The following is a 19198-nucleotide window of genomic DNA, read 5'->3' on the forward strand; positions in this document are numbered from 1 at the left end:
GACCGGCGGCAGTGCAGCCACCGACGTAGCGAATGCCGCGCATTGTAGCTGCAAGGCTGGATGCTTACACCCTCAGTGCGCTTGGCCGGGGTGCCGAGCAGACCGTCGAATCAGCCCGATAACCGGCAACAGGCCGACCAACACCAGGGTTAGCGCAGGCAGCGAAGCACGTGCCCACTCGCCCTCACTGGTCATTTCAAAGACCCGCACCGCTAGCGTGTCCCAGCCAAAGGGCCGCAGTAGCAAGGTAGCAGGCATTTCCTTGAGTACGTCGACAAACACCAACAGCGCCGCGCTCAGCGCACCAGGCACCAACAACGGCAGGTAGACCTTGAAGAACAGGCGCGGCCCCGCAACCCCAAGGCTGCGCGAAGCTTCCGGCAGCGAAGGCCTAACCCGCGCAAGGCTGCTTTCCAAAGGCCCATAGGCAACAGCCACGAATCGCACCAGGTATGCCAGTATCAATGCACTGAGGCTGCCCAGCAGTAACGGCTTGCCAGCGCCACCCAGCCAGCTGGACAGCGGGATGACCAGTTGCTTGTCCAGGTAGCTGAACGCCAACATGATCGACACAGCCAGTACCGATCCCGGCAAGGCGTAACCAAGGTTAGCCAGGCTGACGCCAGCCCGGATACCGCGCGTGGGCGCCTGCCGTCGGGCAAATGCCAGCATCAGTGCCACACAGACCGTGATCAACGCCGCCATGGCGCCCAGGTAGAGGGTGTGCACAATCAGCCCGGCATAGCGCTCGTCAAGGTCGAAACGACCACGCTGCCAGAACCACACCAGCAGTTGCAGCACCGGGATGACGAACGCACAGGCAAAGACCAGCAGGCACCAACCGGTCGCTGCAAACGCCTTGACCCCGCGCAGGTGATACAAGGCCTTGCCCCGTGGCCGCTCACTGCCACTGCGGGTTGCACCACGTGCCCGGCGCTCGCCGTACAGCACCAGCATGACCGCCAGCAATAACAGGCTGGCCAGTTGTGCCGCACTGGAAAGGCTGAAGAAGCCGTACCAGGTTTTATAGATGGCCGTGGTGAACGTATCGAAGTTGAACACCGAGACCGCACCGAAGTCCGCCAGGGTCTCCATGAGTGCCAATGCCACGCCTGCACCAATCGCAGGACGCGCCATGGGCAGTGCAACCCGCCAGAACGCCTGCAACGGCGAATGCCCCAATACCCGCGCGGCCTCCATCAAACCCTTGCCTTGAGCAATGAACGCAGTGCGAGCCAGCAGGTAGACGTAGGGGTAGAACACCAGCACCAGCACCGTGATCACGCCACCGGTGGAACGCACCCGAGGCAGACGCATCGGCCCGAACCACTCGCGCAGCAGGGTTTGCACTGGTCCGGAAAAATCCAGCAAGCCGACAAAGACGAACGCCAGTACATAGGCCGGGATGGCGAAGGGCAGCATCAAGGCCCAATCGAGCCAACGACGCCCGGGAAACTCACAAAGGCTGGTCAACCAGGCCAGGCTGACGCCCAACAGGGTGACACCCATGCCGACACCGACGACCAGTGTGGCGGTATTGCCCAACAGGCGGGACATCTGGGTTTCGAGCAGGTGCGACCAGATCTGCCGGTCAATCGTCTCCCAGGACAGGAGCAGAACACTGATCGGCAACAGCACCAAGGTGACAACGGCGAAAACCAGGGGATACCAGCGGCGTTGGGCAGGGTGGGCCAAAGGGCGATGCTCTAGGTTTTAATGACTGTCGCCGGCAACACCTGCCCATCAGAGCTGGCCTTGCCGGCGATGAAGCCGCAAAGGGTCGAACAAGCATAAAGCCTGGGGCTTAGTTCCAGCCAGCCCGGTCCATCAAGCGAATCGCTTCAGCCTGACGCTTGCCTGCGACTTCCACCGGGAGGGCGTCAGCCTTGAAGGTTCCCCAGGCGGCGACTTCCTCGGACGGTGCAACCTTCGGGTTGGCCGGGAACTCCTGGTTGATACTCGCGAACATCTTCTGTGCATCCGCACCGGTCATCCACTCGACCAGGGCCTTGGCTGCCTCTGGATGGGGCGCGTACTTGGTCAGGCCGATACCCGAGAGGTTGACGTGAACACCGCGGTCCGCCTGGTTAGGCCAGAACAGCTTGACCGGCAGTTGCGGGTCCTGCTGGTGCAAGCGACCGTAGTAATAGGTGTTAACGATACCGACATCGCACTGACCGGCCTTGATCGCCAGCAGCAAGGCCGTATCGTCAGAGAAGACGTCTGTGGACAGGTTGTTCACCCAGCCCTTGATGATCTGTTCGGTTTTCTCGGCGCCATGGGTCTCGATCAGGGTGGCGGTCAACGACTGGTTGTAGACCTTCTTCGCGGTACGCAGGCACAGGCGGCCTTCCCATTGCTTGTCGGCCAGTGCCTCGTAGGTGCTCAGCTCTTCCGGCTTGACCCGCTCGGTGGAGTAGACAATGGTTCGTGCGCGCAGGCTCAGGCCTGTCCAGTCATGGGACGAGGCACGATATTGAGACGGGATGTTGGCATCGATCACCGACGACTGGATCGGCTGCAGGATGCCCATTTGCTCGGCCTGCCAGAGGTTGCCCGCATCGACGGTGAGCAGCAGGTCGGCGGTGGCATTCTCGCCCTCGGCCTTGATCCGCTGCATCAGCGGTGCTTCCTTGTCGGTAATGAACTTGACCTTCACACCAGTCTTGGCCGTGTAGGCATCAAATACCGGCTTGATCAGCTCATCAATTCGCGAGGAGTACACCACCACTTCATCCGCTGCCTGGGCGGTGCTACCGAACAGGGTCAATGCCAGGGCGGCCAGTAAATGCTTGCGTGACAACATGGAAGCGGTCCTCGAAAGACAAGAAAGGCAGAAATGGTAGTGAATCCCATTTGCCATCTCAACCTAACTCACAACAGAGCAGTTACCAGATGTTGCAAGCCTCTCAGGGCCGCGCCAATTCGGGCAGATCACCGCTCAAGCCGAGGGCCTGACGCACAAACAGCGCCTTGGCCTCAGGCAATTGCTCGACCCACTTCAGGCCCGTATTACGCAGCCAGCGCAGCGGCAACGGATCGGCCTGGAACAGCCGCTCGAAGCCTTCCATTGCCGCCATCAAGGCCAGGTTGTGCGGCATCCGGCGCCGCTCGAAGCGACTCAGTACCCGCACATCGGCCAGCCGCTCGCCACGGTCCAGAGCGTTTAACAGTTCCTCGGCGAGCACCGCCGCATCGAGGAAGCCCAGGTTGACGCCCTGCCCGGCCAACGGGTGAATGGTATGCGCAGCATCGCCAATCAGCGCCAGGCCCTCGGCCACATAGCGCTTGGCATGGCGCTGGCGCAGCGGCACACACAATCGCGGGTCGGCACTCAGCACCTGGCCCAGACGACCTTCGAAGGCGCGCTCGAGTTCGGCGCAGAACGCCTCATCGGCCAACCCCATCAGGCGCTCGGCCTGCTCCGGCGTGGTCGACCAGACAATCGAGCACCACCCCTGCTCGCCGTCGCGCTGCAGCGGCAGAAACGCCAGCGGGCCATCATCCGTAAAGCGCTGCCAGGCCGTGGCCTGATGAGCCTGGCTGCAGCGCACACTGGTCACGATGGCGTGATGCAAGTAATCCCACTCACGGGTTTCGCATCCCGTCAGGCGGCGCACGGCCGAGTTCGCCCCGTCGGCTGCGATCACCAAGGGTGCACGCAGCGTACGGCCATCGGCCAAGGTCAGCAGCCAGTCCTCTCCAGAACGCCGTATCTGTTCCAGGCGTGCATTGGCCAGCAGGCCGATCTCGCTGTCATGCAGGCGCTCCAGCAGCGCATCCTGGACCACTCGGTTCTCGACGATATGCCCCAGCACCTCGGCATGCACGCTGGCTGCGGAAAAGTGAATACGACCTGTCCCGCTGCCGTCCCAGACCTCCATCTGCCCATATGGGCAGACGCGTCGGGCGCAGATACCGTCCCAGGCACCGAGCCGTTCAAGGATCCGCTGGCTAGCCACCGACAGGGCGCTGACCCGTGGCTCGAATGCGGCCTCGGCATCAAAGGGTTTGACCGACAGCGGGCTGCCATCGACCAGCAGAATATTCAGGCCACTGTGCTGTAGCGCCAACGCCAGGGCGCTGCCGACCATACCGGCACCGACAATCAACAGATCCGCGCGCATTTCCATGCCTTAAGCCTGTATTGCTTGCGGCCGGAGCCGCAGATAAAGGGAAAGTGGTATGTAGCCCTTGCGCATGCTCAACCCTGCAGGTCCGAACGGGTGCCCAGGCCCATCGCTTGCCGGGCGAACCAGCGCTTGGCCGGTGGCAGCAGGTCGAGCCCAAGCAGGCCCAGGTTGCGCCCGGCCGTCACCAGCGGCTGGTTGTTGCCAAACAGTCGGGTGACACGGTCGGAAAAGCCGATGGTCAAGGCCTGATCAAGGCGTTGACGCTCACAGTAGGCTTGCAACGTCGCAAGGTCACCGGGCGCTTGCGGCCCGGCGAGCAAGGCTTCAGACAAGGCCTGAACGTCACGCAACGACAGGTTGAAGCCCTGCCCGGCAATCGGGTGCAGGCTGTGCGCCGCATTGCCCAGCACCACCAGGTGAGGACGCACCTGCTCCTGCGCCTCGACCAATGACAACGGATACAGGTGACGAACACCCACCTGACACAAGGCACCCAACCGGTAGCCGAACACGCCCTGCAATTCGTCGAGGAAGCTGCGCTCATCCAGCTCGGCCAACCGCTTGGCGTCCATCCCCTTGCGGGTCCAGACCAGCGCGCAGCGGTTTTCCGGCAGCGGCAACAGCGCCATAGGCCCTTCGTCGGTGAAGCGCTCAAACGCTTGCCCGCAGTGCGCTTCACTGGGCGTGATGTTGGCGATCAACGCACTCTGGTTGTAAGGCCGCGTCGTGACATGAATGCCCAACTGCTCGCGCAGGCCAGAACGGCCACCGTCGGCCAGCACCGCCAGGTCGCAGTCAAGGGTCGTGTCGTCGTTGAGCGACAGGCGATAACCGTCTTCCAGCGCCTGCAAGGCCGTCACTTCGGCCGGGCAGCGCCAACTGACCACCTCAGGATCCAGCCCTTTCCAAAGGCACTGCCCCAGCCAGGCGTTTTCCACCACATAGCCGAGGGCCGGTACGCCCTCTTCCATTGCGTTCAAACGGGCCGCGCCGAAACGCCCCCGATCAGACACCTGGATCTGCCGGATCGGCTCGGCACGGCGACTGATCGCCTGCCACAGCCCCAGCCGTTCATAGATCTGTCGGGTACCGAAGGATAACGCCGACGAGCGCGCATCGTAGCTGGGCTGATAGCTGTCGCCGGGTGCAAACGGCTCGATCAGCAGGATCGTCCAGCCCCGGGCCTTGGCACCGGCCTGCAGCGCCAGGGCCAGGCTGGCCCCCACCAGGCCGCCGCCAATAATTGCCAGATTGAACCGGTTCATGCGGCCTGGCTTCGTGCAGCAGCCATCAAGGCTTCGATTTCAGCGACTGTCTTCGGCACGCCCGCCGTCAGAACTTCACACCCATGCTTGGTTACCACTACGTCGTCCTCGATGCGTATGCCGATACCACGCCATTTTTTCGCCACGTGCATATTGTCCGCCGAGATGTAGATCCCCGGCTCGACCGTCAGGGTCATCCCCGGCTCAAGTACCCGCCACTGGCCGCCAACCTTGTAGTCCCCAACATCGTGTACATCCATGCCCAGCCAGTGCCCGGCACGGTGCATGTAGAAGGCCTTGTAAGCCTCGGACTCGATCAGATCCGGCACCTCGCCTGCGAGCAGGCCCAACGCCACCAGCCCTTCGGTAATCACCTGCACGGTCGCTTCGTGCGCGTGGTTCCAGTGCTTGCCCGGCGCAATCTCTTCGAAAGCCGCCATCTGCGCCTTGAGTACCAGTTCGTAGATTGCTTTCTGCTCCGGCGAAAAGGTGCCACTGACCGGAAACGTCCGAGTGATATCGCTGGCGTAGCAGTCAATCTCGCAACCCGCGTCGATCAGCACCAGATCACCATTCTTCAGCGGCGCATCGTTTTCCTGGTAATGCAGGATGCAGCTGTTGCGTCCAGCCGCAACGATCGAGCCGTAAGCCGGCATCTTCGCCCCGCCCTTGCGAAACTCGTAATCCAGCTCGGCTTCAAGGCTGTACTCGTGCAAGCCGGCCCGGCAGGCTTGCATCGCCCGCACATGAGCACGCGCCGAAATGGCCGCGGCTTCGCGCATCACCTTCACTTCCGCTGCCGATTTATACAGACGCATGTCATGCAGCAGATGATCCAGGGCAACGAATTCGTTGGGCGGCTGCGCACCGAGGCGCGCCTTGGAGCGAATCACGTTGATCCACTCCATCAAATGGCGGTCGAACTCGGCATTGCTGCCCATCGCCGAGTACACGCGGTCGCGTCCCTCGATCAACCCCGGCAGAATTTCGTCGATATCGGTGATCGGGAAGGCATCATCGGCGCCAAAATCGCGAATGGCGCCCTCCTGCCCGGCGCGCAAGCCATCCCACAGCTCACGCTCAGGATTGCGCTCACGACAAAACAACACATATTCACCGTGCTCACGCCCGGGTATCAGCGCAATCACCGCTTCGGGCTCGGGAAAGCCGCTCAGGTACTGGAAGTCGCTGTCCTGGCGATACACGTGCTCGACATCGCGGTTGCGTATGGCGACCGCAGCCGCCGGCAGGATGGCGATGCTGTTGGGCTCCATCTGCGCCATCAGCGCCTTTCGCCGGCGGGCGTATTCCGACTTGGGGATGTGGGTCATGGGCAGATGGCGTCCAGGCAAAAATCAGTGCAGGGAAGGTTTCGCAGCGGCTGGAGCAGGCTTGGCCAGCTCCGTGTAAAGCAGCAACGGCGCGACGCGCAGGTATTCCATGACTTCCATGTAGTCGCTCTCGCCGTCCTCGGATTCCTCCAGAGCATCCTGGACCTGGGAAATGGCGGCCAGGTCCTGCAGCACTTCCTTGGCTTCAGTGCTCAATGTCAGGCCACCCGAGTTCAGGCCGAAGCCGTCAAGGAAGCCTTGGCACCACTGGCCCAGCGCAACGGCACGCTCGGTCAGCGGCGCGTCATCGCCCGGCAGCAGCAAGACGATGGTGATGTCTTCACCGGTGAGTTCGGCCTTGACCATTTCCTGCAAGCCAATCAGGGCATTGCGAACATTGTCGGCCGGCTCGGTATCAAGCAGGGGGGCTGCGTCGGCCAACCAGCTGTCGGCATCGAAGCCGGCACCTGTGCAGCTACGTCCGAGCAACAGCCCGTGCAGTTCGGCAGGAGAAACTGGATGACCGCCGCTGCTCAGCAGGGCGGCGAATGCGGTGTACGGCGAGTTGGTATTGGGCATGGGCAACTAGGCGCCAGACGGCGCAATGACTAGAATGAAGACCTTGTATCCTAGCACCGGCAGGCGCGCCAAGACCATCGACGCGGCCAACTCGGGGCTGGCAGGGCATAATCGCCGGGAACTCAGGCACACCCAATCGAGTGGCATTTCATGCAAGAGACCGAGCTGCAAGCGCTGATGGGCCGACTCGAACTGTTGATTGAACGGGTCGAGCAACTAAAACGGCAAAACGCACTCTTATTAGCTCAGGAAAAATCCTGGCGTGAGGAACGTGCCCACCTCATCGAAAAAAATGAAATCGCCCGGCGTAAGGTCGAATCGATGATTTTGCGACTCAAGGCCCTGGAGCAAGACTCATGAGTTCAAGCAATAGCGTCACCGTTCAGATCCTCGACAAAGAGTACTCGATCATCTGTCCGCCGGAAGAACGCAGCAACCTGATCAGCGCTGCACGCTACCTGGACGGCAAAATGCGCGAGATCCGCAGCAGCGGCAAGGTTATTGGCGCCGACCGTATCGCGGTCATGGCCGCCCTCAACATTACCCACGACCTGCTGCACCGGCAGGAACGCCCGGCCCCTCAAGTCGGCGGCGCCACCCGCGAACAGGTGCGCGACCTGCTGGAACGCGTCGATCAGGCGTTGGCCAACGATGCCGATACACCATCCAATTGAGTTTCAGGTATACTCTCGATCACTCCCTGGAGTGCTTGCCAGTCGGTCATGTCCCTGAGCCGATACGCACAACCACGGGGGTTGCACGCTGGGGCCGGTGCGCATGTCCGCCTGACGGAAAGCCTTAACGCCCCCTGCAATCTCCACCTTGAACTTTCGGGTTCAAGGGCTACACCGACAGCGGTTCGTCGGGGAGCCTGATTATCCTGCGCCTGCCAGCCTTGGCATGCGCACACGCGCTGCCACCCGCCTGGCAGTTGCTCAAGAGACCGCCCGTGCCATGACCGACACCGCGCTGCTCACCCGCCCCCAGCTACGCCGCCTGCTTCGAGATGCCCGTCGCGCGTTGACGCCTGCCGAACAACGCCGGGCCGCGCAGAACCTGTATTGCCAACTGGCACAGCATCCATTGTTCCGTCGTGCCAGGCACATTGCCTTGTACCTGCCCAACGACAGCGAAATCGACCCGCGCCTGTTGCTGCGCGAGGCCCAGCGCCGTGGCAAGCGTACCTACCTGCCAGTACTGCACGCCTGGCCGAAGACCAAGATGGCCTTTCAACGCATTGAGGCAGGCGAAAAGCTACGCCCCAACCGCTTCCGCATTCCTGAGCCTGTCATTAGCCAGGCACGACAACGCCCCGTATGGGCGCTGGACCTGGTCCTGCTGCCGCTTGTAGGGTTCGATGAAACAGGGGGACGCTTGGGTATGGGCGGTGGTTTCTACGACCGAAGCCTGGGCTACCTGGCCCGACGCAAAACCTGGAGAAAACCACTGCTACTGGGGCTGGCGCATGAATGCCAGAAGGTCGAGCGACTGACTCAAGCCAGTTGGGACGTGCCGCTTCAAGGAACTGTTTCGGACAAGGGCTGGTACCTGGCGAACTAAGCGCAGGCAAGCAGCCGATCAACGCTGTTGCGGGATGACCGACACTTCATAATTGGTGTCGAGGTTGCGCTCCCAGAGGCTTTCCGCATAACCGGTAGTGACCACACCCAAACCGAACAGAAAAACGAGTACCCAGATCATATCCGGTTTGCGATTCATCGATTGCCCCCCTCAGGCAAACTGATCACGATGGCAGCAACGGTTAGCGAGGTAGGCCGTGCAGCAGCGTCATGCTTAAAACCCGCGCATTCTCCGACAACCTGAAGCGACACGCAAACGTTGACGTCAACCGGCTGTCGGTTTCGCGCCACAGGTTGTTTCCAATTTTTTCAGGAGCACCTTCCATGGCCTATTGGCTGATGAAATCCGAGCCCGACGAGCTCTCGATCCAAGACCTGGCCACGCTCGGCGAAACCCGCTGGGACGGCGTGCGTAACTATCAGGCACGCAATTTCATTCGTTCGATGACGGTAGGTGATGCGTTCTTTTTCTACCATTCCAGCTGCCCGGAGCCGGGTATTGCCGGCATTGCCCGGATCACCTCGGACGCTTACCCGGACCCCACCGCGCTCGACCCCGAGAGCCACTACTTCGACGCTAAGGCCACTGCCGAGAAGAACCCGTGGAGCGCCATCAATGTCATCCATGTCGAGACATTCACACAGGTGCTTGGCCTGGGTTACCTGAAACAACAAACAGCCCTCGCCGAGCTGCCACTGGTACAGAAAGGCAGCCGCCTTTCGGTCATGCCGGTAACTGCCGAACAATGGGCCGCTGTACTCGCCTTGCGCTGAACAGGGTAGGATTCCTACTCAATTGACGGATATCAACCCGGCTAAACAGGGAACCGTCACACTGACGTCATTGCCGCAGGATGCTTGAACAATGTCGCTTAGCCAACACACACCAAGACTTTTCGCCGCTGCCCTGATTGCTCTGCTCGTGGCCGCGGGGGGCTTGGGCTACTGGAAATCACTGCATGATCGCCTGCCCGAAGGCCTGAGCCAAGGCAACGGTCGGCTTGAAGCCACCGAGGTGCAGATCGCCAGCAAGGTTCCCGGGCGCCTGGCCGAAGTGCTGGCCGATGAAGGCGACAGCGTGAAGCAGGGACAATTGCTGGCCCGCATCGACACCCGCACCCTCGAAGCTCAACGTACCCAGGCCGAAGCGGAAGTGCTGCGCGCCAAGGAGAACTACGCCGCGGCCCAGGCCAACGTGCAGTTGCGTCAGAGCGAATTGCTGCTTGCCAGCCAGGAGCTGCGGCGCAGTCGTGAACTGTTCCAGCGCAAGTACGCCAGCCAGCAACTGCTCGATCAGCAACAGGCACGCTTCGACACCAGCAGCTCGGCGGTGGTCGCCGCTCGTGCACAACTGGCGGCTATCAATGCGGCCATTGGTGCGGCGCAGGCACAGGTCGAACAGTTGACCAGCGAAATTGACGACAGCAGTCTGCGCGCGCCCATCGACGGGGTGATCCAGTTACGCTTGGCCGAACCCGGCGAGGTGCTGCCGGCGGGCGGACGTGTACTCCTGCTGATCGACCCCAACGATCAGTACATGAACCTCTACCTGCCGGCTTCGACCGCCGGCAAACTGACCATGGGCGATCAGGCACGGATCGTACTCGATGCCCTGCCCGACAAAGCCCTGCCGGCCAAGATCATCTTTGTCGCGGCCAAGGCTCAGTTCACCCCCAAGCAAGTGGAAACCCGTGACGAACGCCAGAAGCTGGTGTTCCGGGTAAAACTGCGCCTGACCGACCCTAGCGCCCTGCCTCAAGCCAAACCCGGTATGCCAGGGGCCGGCTATGTACGCACGGCCCCCGTGGACTGGCCGGCCAACCTGCAATGAATGCGCTGGCGCTGCACGCCAAGGGCATCAGCCATCGCTACGGCACCGTAGTGGCCCTGCAGGGCATCGACTTCGAGCTGCCAGCCGGCACCCGTTGCGGCCTGATCGGCCCCGATGGGGCGGGCAAGTCCAGCCTGCTTGGGTTGATTGCCGGGGTGAAAAAGTTGCAGACCGGCACGCTACAGGTGCTCGACGGCTCGATCGACGAGCGTCGCCATCGCCGCAGCCTGTACTCACGCATCGCCTTCATGCCCCAAGGGCTGGGCAACAACCTTTACCCGGACCTGTCGATACGCGAAAACATCAGTTTCTTCGCCACCCTGTTCGGCCTGCCCCGCGCGGAATGCGAGCGGCGCATGCACGAGCTGCTGCTGGCCACTGACCTGGTGCGTTTCGCCGACCGCCCCGCCGGCAAGCTCTCGGGCGGCATGAAACAAAAGCTCGGGCTGTGCTGCGCGCTGATCCATGACCCCGACTTGTTGATCCTCGACGAACCGACCACAGGCGTCGACCCGTTGTCACGGCGGCGCTTTTGGGAACTGGTCGAGCAGGTGCGCCGCGAGCGCCCGCAACTGACCCTGCTGGTCGCCACGGCCTACATGGAGGAAGCCGAGCAGTTCGAGCATTGCCTGATGCTCGACCGCGGACGCCTGATCGCCGCCGGGCCCAGCCGCGAACTGGCCGCCGTGACCCCCAGCGACAAGCTCGACGACGCCTTTACTCACTTTCAGGGTGACAGCAAGCGCAGCGGGCAACCCTTGCACATACCACCACGTGCCGACAGCAACGCCGAAATCGCTATCGAAGCCCATGAACTGACCCTGCGCTTTGGCGACTTCACCGCGGTCAACAAGGTCAGCTTCGCCATTGGTCGTGGCGAGATCTTCGGCTTTCTTGGCTCCAACGGGTGCGGTAAAACCACCACCATGAAGGTCCTGACCGGCCTGATGCCCGCCAGCGAAGGCAGCGCCAGCCTGCTCGGGCGCCCGGTGGATGCCAGCGACCTGGCCACCCGCAAACGGGTCGGTTTCATGTCGCAGAGCTTTTCCCTGTACGGCGAGCTGAGTGTGCGGCAAAACCTTGAGCTGCACGCACGCCTGTTTGACTTGCCCAACGCCGAAAGCCGTCCGCGCATCGCCGAACTGATCCAGCGTTTCGATCTGAACAGCGTGGCCGACCAACAATCCGGCGCGCTTCCCCTGGGGATTCGCCAACGGCTTTCGCTCGCAGTGGCGGTACTGCACCGGCCGGAAGTGCTGATCCTCGACGAACCGACCTCGGGAGTCGATCCCGCCGCCCGTGACGACTTCTGGCGCCTGCTGATCGAGCTGTCACGGGAACAGGGCGTGACCATCTTCCTCTCCACCCACTTCATGAACGAGGCACAACGCTGCGACCGCATTTCGTTGATGCACGCCGGCCAGGTACTGGCCTGCGATACGCCCTCAGCGCTGCAGACACAGTTCGCCGGCGACACCCTGGAAGACGCCTTCGTGCGCTGCCTGGAACAGGCCCAGGGCCCGGTGGAGGCGCCTGCCACTGACGCGCCGCTGAATACGGCCGCCGCGCCGACGTTACTGCGCCAGCGCCGAGGCTTCAGCCTCAAGCGCCTGTTCGCCTTGGCAAACCGCGAGGGCAAGGAGCTACTGCGGGACAAGGTACGCCTGGCGTTTGCCTTGCTCGGCGCACTGTTCATGATGGTGATCTTTGGTTTCGGGATCTCGCTGGACGTCGAGAACCTCGCCTTTGCGGTCTATGACCAGGACCAAAGCCCGCAAAGCCGCGCCTACCTGGAAGCGTTTCGTGGCTCGCGCTACTTCGATGAGCAAGCACCGATAACCGACCTGGGGCAAATGCACCGGCGCCTGCAGCGTTCCGAGATCAAGCTGGCGCTGGAGATACCGCCGGGCTTTGGTCGCGACCTCTACGCCGGTCGCCAGCCGACCGTAGCCGCCTGGCTCGACGGTGGCATGCCGTTTCGCGCCGAAACCAGCCGGAACTATGTCGAAGCCGTGCATCAGGGCAACCTGGCATTACTGGCGTCCTTGAGCAGTGCAGCTCAGCCGGCGCAGCCACTGGTAAACCTGGAAACACGCTTTCGCTACAACCAGGATGTCGTCAGCGTGAACGCCATCGGCCCCGGCGTCATGGCGCTGATTCTGGCCTTCATCCCGGCCATGCTGACCGCGCTGGGTATCGTCCGGGAGAAGGAGCTGGGCTCGATTACCAACTTCTATGCCACACCCCTGACACGCCTGGAATTCCTGCTCGGCAAGCAGGTGCCTTATCTGATCGTCAGCCTGATCAACCTGGCACTGCTGGTGGCGATGAACCGCTGGCTGTTCGGCGTGCCGTTCAAGGGTAGCGCCTTCGCCCTGGCGTGCGGTGGAGTGCTCTACCTGCTGGCGACCACCAGCATGGGGATGCTGATCTCCGCGTTCACCCGCACCCAGATCGCCGCGATCCTCGGCACCATGATCATCACCAGCCTGCCCACCATTCAGTTCTCCGGGTTGATCGTGCCACGCTCGTCACTCGAAGGCACAGCAGCGGTGATGGGGCAACTGTTCCCCGCCGGCTACTTCCTCGACATCGCCGTCGGCACCTTCACCAAGGCCCTGAGCCTGCGCGAGCTGTGGCCGCAATGCCTGGCCCTGCTGGGGTTCTTCCTCGCCTTCACGGGCTTGAGCCTGGCCATGTTGAAAAAGCAGGAGGCCTGATGCATCGCCTTGCCCACATTCTGCGCCTGGGGCTCAAAGAGCTCACGAGCCTGCGCCATGACAGCGTGCTGTTGCTGTTCCTCCTCTATGCCTTCAGTGTGGCCATCTACATGCCGGCGGCGGGTTCCGTGATTGGCGTGCACAACGCCAGCGTCGCCGTGGTCGACGAAGACCACAGCCTGATCTCGCGCAAACTCACCCAGGCCCTGCAACCTCCCGAGTTCCAGACAGCCACCGCCCTGTCCTATGACCGGATCGACCAGGTGCTGGACAACGGTCAGTACACGTTCGTGATCAACATTCCGGTGAACTTCCAGACCGACCTGCTCGCGGGGCGCTCACCGGAACTGCAGATCAATGTTGACGCCACCGCCATGAGCCAGGCGTTCATGGGGGCTGGCTACATCGGGCGGATCTTTGAACGCGAGTTGCTCGACTACGCCAACCCCGACTCAAGCGTCGAGCGTGCACCGGCCCTGCTGACCAATCGAGCGTTGTTCAACACCAACCTGGAAGGTGGCTGGTTCCTGGCGGTGATCCAGATCGTCAACAACATCACCATCCTGGCGATCATCCTGACCGGCACAGCGCTGCTTCGTGAGCGCGAGCACGGCACCCTCGACCACCTGCTGGTATTGCCATTGACCGCACTGGAAATCATGCTGGCGAAAATTGGCAGCAACGCGCTGGTGGTGGTGCTGTGCACCTGGGTATCGCTGGAGGTGGTGGTCAAAGGCGCACTGGGTGTACCGCTGGCAGGTTCGCTCGGGCTGTTCCTGGCAGTGACCGCGCTCTATCTGTTCGCCAGTACCGCCTTGGGGATTTTCCTCGCCACGCTGGCCCGTTCGACCCCGCAGTTCGGCTTGTTGGCGATCCCGGTGATTATCCCGATGCTGTTGCTCTCGGGCGGCAGCACACCGCTGGACAGCATGCCGCAGTGGCTGCAGTGGGTCATGCAGGGCTCACCGTCGACCCACTTCGTCAGCCTCGCCGCCGCCATCCTGTTCCGCGATGCCGGCGTCGACGTAGTCTGGCCAGACCTGCTCGCGCTCGGCGCGATCGGCCTGTTGTTCTTCAGCATCGCGTTGGCGCGCTTCAGACGAACCCTGACCTCCTGATTACTGCACGATCAGGTTGTTGAACAGCAGGTCCTCGACGATCGGCTTGCCCTCTTCGTCATTGAGCACCTGCTGGACCTGCTTCAACGCTTCCTGACGCAGCTTTTCCTTGGACTCGACATTGCTCATGCTCTCCAGGTTCTGCTGGGTAAACAGTGCAACGAGCTGGTTACGGATCAGCGGCTCATGGTGCTTGACCACTGCCGCTGCGGCTTCACCGGTCACCCGCAGGGCAACATCAGCCTTGTACACGTGCAGCTTCGGCCCACCGTCGAGGGCATAGTTGCCAACAAAGGGCGGCGTCAGAGAGATGTAGGCCACTTTCGGTGCATCTTCCTTGGACTCCTCGGCCATAGCGGCCGCAGGCAGCATCAGGGCCACCAGCATCACGATCCACGCTTTCACGAATTCACTCCTCAAACAGTTGGCGCCAGCATAACCAGCGCTTTTGGCAAACCCAAGCGCAGGCTTATGCCAGCCTATCAAGCCGGGCCATGCTCGTTGGCCCCAAACCTGCCCTTCTACACTTATCGGCCAGCACACGCAAAGGAATAGCCCGGCGGTGCAAATGGCACATCCCCTGACGGCCAACTGAACAAATCCTTGCCAGCGTCGGGATCTTTCCTTGAAACGCGCCCTCCAATCGCCTGACCCGCGTGTCCTAACTGACAAGGAAGACGACCATGACTCGCCCAACCCAACTGCCTGCCCTTGGCCCCAACGACCTGCTCAAGCTGCTTATCGCGCTGCACAGGGCCGTTGCCAGCGAAGACCGACACGCATAAAAAAACGCCGACCCAGGCATCTGCGTCGGCGTTTCAGGTTAGCGGGAGGTCGTGTGAGCCGGCTTGCCTGCGATGGCTTCGGCGCAGTGCCAGTGAGTGCGCGGCGCCTGCATCGTTGGCAAGCCAACTCCTGCAGCGATCCGCGCAGAACACCGTATTTTCTGTGGGAGCGGGCTTGCCCGCGATGCAAGCACCGCGCAAGAGCAATGCGCCCGGCAGGCGCTGGGCGTATCAGAACGCTGGCAGTACCGCACCCTGGTATTTCTTCTCGATGAACGCTTTCACTTCAGGGCTGGTCAGGGCTTTGGCCAGCTTCTGGATAGCGGCGCTGTCCTTGTTGTCTGGACGGGCGACCAGGAAGTTCACGTAAGGCGAGTCGCTGCCTTCGATGACCAGCGCATCTTTGGCCGGGTTCAGACCGGCTTCCAGCGCATAGTTGGTGTTGATCATGTCCAGATCGACCTGATCCAGCACACGCGGCAGCATGGCCGATTCAAGCTCGCGGAACTTGAGTTTCTTCGGGTTCTCGGCGATGTCTTTCGGCGTAGCCAGGGCATTCTTCGGATCTTTCAGGGTGATCAGACCTGCCTTCTGCAACAGCAGCAGGGCACGACCGCTGTTGCTGCCCTCGTTCGGGATCGCAACGGTTGCACCGTCCTTGAGCTCGGAGAGGCTCTTGACCTTCTTCGAGTAGCCACCGAACGGTTCGACGTGAACGCCGATCACCGTTTCCAGGTGAGTCCCTTTGCCTTCGTTGAAGTTCTTCAGGTACGGCAGGGTCTGGAAGTAGTTGGCATCCAGGCGCTTCTGGTCGACCTGAACGTTAGGCTGCACATAGTCGGTGAACACCTTGATCTCCAGATCCACACCTTCCTTGGCCAGCGTTGGCTTGATCAGCTCAAGGATCTCGGCGTGGGGTACCGGGGTAGCCGCGACGACCAGTTTTTCAGCCGCTTGGGCAAATCCGGCTACCGACAGCGCAGTCGCCAGAGCAGTGAACAGCAGAACCTTTTTCATGCACAGTCCTTATTCGAATCATGGCCATCAGACGACGGCGAAAAGAAGATGCCCGTCATTGAAGACTGGCGTGAGGTGGACAATACCGAGATTTTTTATTCCAGAACAATACCTTTTATTTAGAGGCTTATTCCATTTCGAGAATCTGTCCTTCAACCCTGCGCCCGAGTGTCCGCAACGATGAACGCCGGCAAGCTCAGGTGCTCTGGCAGGATCTCGTCACCGGTGCTGACCAGCAAGGCAAAGTGGATAACGTTTTCCAGCTCACGGGTATTGCCCGGCCAGCAATGCGCCTCCAGTACGCGCTGTGCCGCCTCACTGATCAGCGGAACCGGCACGTTCAGCCGCTGGCTGTAGATACCGACGAAGTACTCGGCCAACGGCAAGATGTCTCCGACCCGCTCGCGCAAGGCCGGCAGGGTCAAATGCCCCTCATGCAGGTAGTGATAGAGCCGCTCATGGAACTTGCCCGCACGCACCGCCAATGCCAGGTCGATGCTTGAGGCCGCCACCAGGCGCACGTCCACCGGGTTCGGTTGCTGCGCGCCAACGCGGGTGACTTCTCGCGTCTCCAGCGCGGCCAGTAACTTGACCTGAATCGGCAACGGTAAATCGGCGATCTCATCCAGGTACAAGGTGCCGCCATTGGCCGAGCCGAACCAACCGGCCCGGCTACTGGCGGTCCCACTATGGGCGCCCGCACTGTAGCCAAACAATTCAGCATCGGCGTAAGTCGGGCTGATGGCTGCGCAGTTCACCGAAACGAACAACCCGCTGCGGTCACTGGCCCGGTGGATCTGCCGCGCCAACAACTCCTTGCCGGTACCGGTTTCACCACGAATCAATACCGGCAGGCCCAGCGGTGCAAGCTGCTCCAGCTCCTCACGCAACTGCCGTGAGCGAGGGTCAACGAACACCAGCGCCTTGGCGCGAATACTGAGCGGGCTCTTGTCCAGTTCAGGAAAGGTCAGCAACGGCTGGCCGTGGGTGTCATGAATAGGCATGGCAAACTCCCGCCCGGCCACCAGGCGACCAGGCGTTTCAGATAGAAGTGGTTAACGCCTTGGGATCAGGCGCGGCGCAAGGCGTCCTGTTCCAACCGGCTCTGCAGGCGATACAGGTAAGCAAACCCTTGTTCCCAGCGACGATGCCCGGACTTCACGTTGATGTGACCGGCGCCGGAGAGAATCCCCGCTTCAGCCCCCCAGGCCCGGGCCAGTTGCATCACCCGTGGAGCGCTGGCCGCCGGGTCGTTGTCGGAGCCGACCACCTGGCAAGGGAATGGCAATACCTGTTGCGTGATCGGCGCGAAGTTGCGCAAGGCCGGCGCACAGGTGGGGCGCTCGACATCCGCCGGCGCCACCAGCAGGGCACCACGCACCCGGCGCAACAGGTTGGCACTGGCCTGCGCCGCCCAATGGGCGACAGTGATGCAGCCCAGGCTGTGGGCAATCAGAATGACCGGCGCTGCATCGGCCGCGATAGCCTGCTCCAGCGCTGCCACCCAGTCTTCACGCCGTGGCGTCAACCAGTCAGCCTGTTCGACCCGGGCACTATTGGGCAGGCTTTGTTGCCAGTAACTCTGCCAATGATCCTCTGGCGAACCCTGCCAACCCGGCACTATCAGGTAACGAATCGACGTGTTGGACATGGGACGCCTCCTGCAGGCTTGCGTGCTTGAGGACCAGTATAGGGCGACGGTTATATTCGTAAAGGAATAAGAAGCTATTTGGTAATAACCGAAACCAATACTTCGCGTGGCAATCTGGGCGCTTCGGCGAGCACTGGAGCGCAATAAAAAAGGGGCCGCACCCTGCCAAGGAACGGCCCCTGAAACGCTCGCGTACGGTTAGATGTTCGCGACTTTCTGCCAAACCTTCGGCTTGAAGAACAAGGTCTCGCCACGCACCAGCCCGGTCAGGCTGTCGTGATCCTTGACCACTTCGGCTTCAATCAACTCGCTCTGCCCCTCGACCTTGAGGGTGACCCGGGTCGTCGCGCCCAATGGGCGGATATCCCGCACTTCAGCGACGTGGTGGCCTTCCATCTCATGGCGCGACAACGACACTTCGTGCGGCCGGAACAACACGTGATGACCTTCGCTCAGGTGCAACCGGTTGGAGTCGCCCAGGAAGTGATAAACAAAGTCGCTGGCCGGGTGCTCGTAGACATCCCCCGGCGAGCCGATCTGCTCGATCACGCCCTTGTTCATCACCACGATACGGTCCGCAACTTCCATGGCCTCTTCCTGGTCGTGGGTCACGAACACCGAGGTCAGGTTGATGTCTTCGTGCAGCCGCGCCAGCCAGCGGCGCAGCTCCTTGCGCACCTTGGCATCCAGGGCGCCGAAGGGCTCGTCGAGCAGCAATACCTTGGGCTCTACTGCCAGCGCGCGAGCCAGGGCAATACGTTGGCGCTGGCCACCGGACAATTGCTCGGGGTAGCGGTCTGCAAGCCAGTCGAGTTGAACCATGTTCAACAGTTCGTGAACTTTCTCGGCGATCTTGCTCTCGCTCGGGCGCTCGGCCTTGGGCTTCATGCGCAGGCCGAAGGCGACGTTGTCGAACACGCTCATGTGGCGGAACAGCGCATAGTGCTGGAACACGAAGCCGACGTTACGGTCGCGCACGTCGTGGCCGGAGACGTCCTCGCCATGGAAAACGATGCTGCCCTGATCCGGGGTTTCCAGCCCGGCGATAATGCGCAGCAGCGTGGTCTTGCCGCAGCCGGAGGGGCCAAGCAATGCCACCAGCTCGCCGCTGTGGATATCCAGGTTGATGCTGTCCAGGGCCTGGAAAGCGTTGAAGCGCTTGCTGACGTTACGAACTTCGATCGACAT

The 19198-nt window shown here is 61.8% G+C and carries 19 protein-coding genes and 1 other RNA gene; 8 read left to right on the plus strand and 12 right to left on the minus strand.

Annotated features, from left to right (window positions below; translation table 11 throughout):
- Positions 1–72: 72 nt before the first annotated feature.
- The 6 genes from UIA24_RS06080 to UIA24_RS06105 all read right to left on the minus strand — a co-directional run bounded on the left by UIA24_RS06080 (position 73) and on the right by UIA24_RS06105 (position 7308).
- Positions 73–1695 carry an ABC transporter permease gene (locus UIA24_RS06080; RefSeq protein WP_330522424.1) on the minus strand — a complete coding sequence of 541 codons (1623 nt, stop codon included), beginning with the start codon at positions 1693–1695 and terminating at the stop codon, positions 73–75.
- Positions 1696–1804: 109 nt separating this feature from the next.
- Positions 1805–2806, minus strand: coding sequence for an extracellular solute-binding protein (locus tag UIA24_RS06085; RefSeq protein ID WP_102052487.1), 1002 nt, complete (start codon positions 2804–2806; stop codon positions 1805–1807).
- Between the two features lie 103 nt (positions 2807–2909).
- Positions 2910–4127 (minus strand): 2-octaprenyl-3-methyl-6-methoxy-1,4-benzoquinol hydroxylase, encoded by a 1218-nt coding sequence (locus UIA24_RS06090; protein ID WP_178081705.1) that lies wholly within the window; start codon positions 4125–4127, stop codon positions 2910–2912.
- 77 nt (positions 4128–4204) lie between these two features.
- Positions 4205–5398, minus strand: a complete 1194-nt coding sequence (ubiH, locus tag UIA24_RS06095; RefSeq protein ID WP_102052489.1) for a 2-octaprenyl-6-methoxyphenyl hydroxylase — start codon at positions 5396–5398, stop codon at positions 4205–4207.
- On the minus strand, positions 5395–6729 hold the full coding sequence (pepP, locus tag UIA24_RS06100) for a Xaa-Pro aminopeptidase (protein WP_065760052.1): 1335 nt from the start codon (positions 6727–6729) through the stop codon (positions 5395–5397). The genes ubiH and pepP overlap by 4 nt, the downstream gene beginning before the upstream one ends.
- A gap of 24 nt (positions 6730–6753) precedes the next feature.
- Positions 6754–7308, minus strand: a complete 555-nt coding sequence (locus tag UIA24_RS06105) for a YecA/YgfB family protein (protein WP_330522425.1) — start codon at positions 7306–7308, stop codon at positions 6754–6756.
- A gap of 150 nt (positions 7309–7458) precedes the next feature.
- Here UIA24_RS06105 and UIA24_RS06110 point away from each other — a divergent pair, with 150 nt between their 5' ends.
- The 4 genes from UIA24_RS06110 to UIA24_RS06125 all read left to right on the plus strand — a co-directional run bounded on the left by UIA24_RS06110 (position 7459) and on the right by UIA24_RS06125 (position 8868).
- Positions 7459–7668 carry a TIGR02449 family protein gene (locus tag UIA24_RS06110; RefSeq protein WP_065760050.1) on the plus strand — a complete coding sequence of 70 codons (210 nt, stop codon included), beginning with the start codon at positions 7459–7461 and terminating at the stop codon, positions 7666–7668.
- On the plus strand, positions 7665–7982 hold the full coding sequence (locus UIA24_RS06115) for a cell division protein ZapA (RefSeq protein ID WP_065760049.1): 318 nt from the start codon (positions 7665–7667) through the stop codon (positions 7980–7982). The genes UIA24_RS06110 and UIA24_RS06115 overlap by 4 nt, the downstream gene beginning before the upstream one ends.
- 20 nt (positions 7983–8002) lie before the next feature.
- A non-coding RNA gene (ssrS, locus tag UIA24_RS06120) (6S RNA) lies at positions 8003–8181 on the plus strand.
- Between the two features lie 81 nt (positions 8182–8262).
- Positions 8263–8868: a 5-formyltetrahydrofolate cyclo-ligase gene (locus tag UIA24_RS06125; RefSeq protein ID WP_065760076.1), complete on the plus strand. Its 606-nt coding sequence runs from the start codon at positions 8263–8265 to the stop codon at positions 8866–8868.
- An 18-nt stretch (positions 8869–8886) separates the two neighbouring features.
- On the opposite strand, the gene UIA24_RS06130 is transcribed toward UIA24_RS06125, so the two are convergent.
- On the minus strand, positions 8887–9027 hold the full coding sequence (locus UIA24_RS06130; RefSeq protein ID WP_178081702.1) for a hypothetical protein: 141 nt from the start codon (positions 9025–9027) through the stop codon (positions 8887–8889).
- A gap of 185 nt (positions 9028–9212) precedes the next feature.
- On the opposite strand from UIA24_RS06130, the gene UIA24_RS06135 reads away from it, so the two are divergent.
- The 4 genes from UIA24_RS06135 to UIA24_RS06150 all read left to right on the plus strand — a co-directional run bounded on the left by UIA24_RS06135 (position 9213) and on the right by UIA24_RS06150 (position 14557).
- Positions 9213–9662: an EVE domain-containing protein gene (locus UIA24_RS06135; protein ID WP_102052492.1), complete on the plus strand. Its 450-nt coding sequence runs from the start codon at positions 9213–9215 to the stop codon at positions 9660–9662.
- Positions 9663–9753: 91 nt separating this feature from the next.
- Complete coding sequence (locus UIA24_RS06140; protein WP_330522426.1) at positions 9754–10719, plus strand: HlyD family secretion protein; 966 nt, start codon at positions 9754–9756, stop codon at positions 10717–10719.
- Positions 10716–13439, plus strand: coding sequence for a ribosome-associated ATPase/putative transporter RbbA (gene rbbA, locus UIA24_RS06145; protein WP_330522427.1), 2724 nt, complete (start codon positions 10716–10718; stop codon positions 13437–13439). Before UIA24_RS06140 ends, rbbA begins: the two co-directional genes overlap by 4 nt.
- Positions 13439–14557 (plus strand): ABC transporter permease, encoded by a 1119-nt coding sequence (locus UIA24_RS06150; protein WP_065760045.1) that lies wholly within the window; start codon positions 13439–13441, stop codon positions 14555–14557. Before rbbA ends, UIA24_RS06150 begins: the two co-directional genes overlap by 1 nt.
- Here the strand turns inward: UIA24_RS06150 and UIA24_RS06155 are convergent, their stop codons facing one another.
- The 5 genes from UIA24_RS06155 to UIA24_RS06175 all read right to left on the minus strand — a co-directional run bounded on the left by UIA24_RS06155 (position 14558) and on the right by UIA24_RS06175 (position 19198).
- Positions 14558–14962 carry a flagellar basal body-associated protein FliL gene (locus tag UIA24_RS06155; RefSeq protein WP_099776274.1) on the minus strand — a complete coding sequence of 135 codons (405 nt, stop codon included), beginning with the start codon at positions 14960–14962 and terminating at the stop codon, positions 14558–14560.
- 611 nt (positions 14963–15573) lie between these two features.
- A complete protein-coding gene (locus tag UIA24_RS06160; protein WP_065761648.1) occupies positions 15574–16359 on the minus strand; it encodes a MetQ/NlpA family ABC transporter substrate-binding protein in 786 nt (261 codons plus the stop codon).
- Positions 16360–16511: 152 nt separating this feature from the next.
- The gene (locus tag UIA24_RS06165; RefSeq protein ID WP_065761647.1) at positions 16512–17363 is read right to left on the minus strand and encodes a sigma 54-interacting transcriptional regulator; all 852 of its coding nucleotides are present in this window, start codon (positions 17361–17363) and stop codon (positions 16512–16514) included.
- A 65-nt stretch (positions 17364–17428) separates the two neighbouring features.
- Positions 17429–18010 carry an alpha/beta hydrolase gene (locus UIA24_RS06170; protein ID WP_065761646.1) on the minus strand — a complete coding sequence of 194 codons (582 nt, stop codon included), beginning with the start codon at positions 18008–18010 and terminating at the stop codon, positions 17429–17431.
- A 198-nt stretch (positions 18011–18208) separates the two neighbouring features.
- Positions 18209–19198, minus strand: a complete 990-nt coding sequence (locus UIA24_RS06175; protein WP_065761645.1) for a sulfate/molybdate ABC transporter ATP-binding protein — start codon at positions 19196–19198, stop codon at positions 18209–18211.

The sequence above is a fragment of the Pseudomonas sp. AL 58 genome (assembly GCF_036348395.1).
Lineage (GTDB): Bacteria > Pseudomonadota > Gammaproteobacteria > Pseudomonadales > Pseudomonadaceae > Aquipseudomonas > Aquipseudomonas defluvii.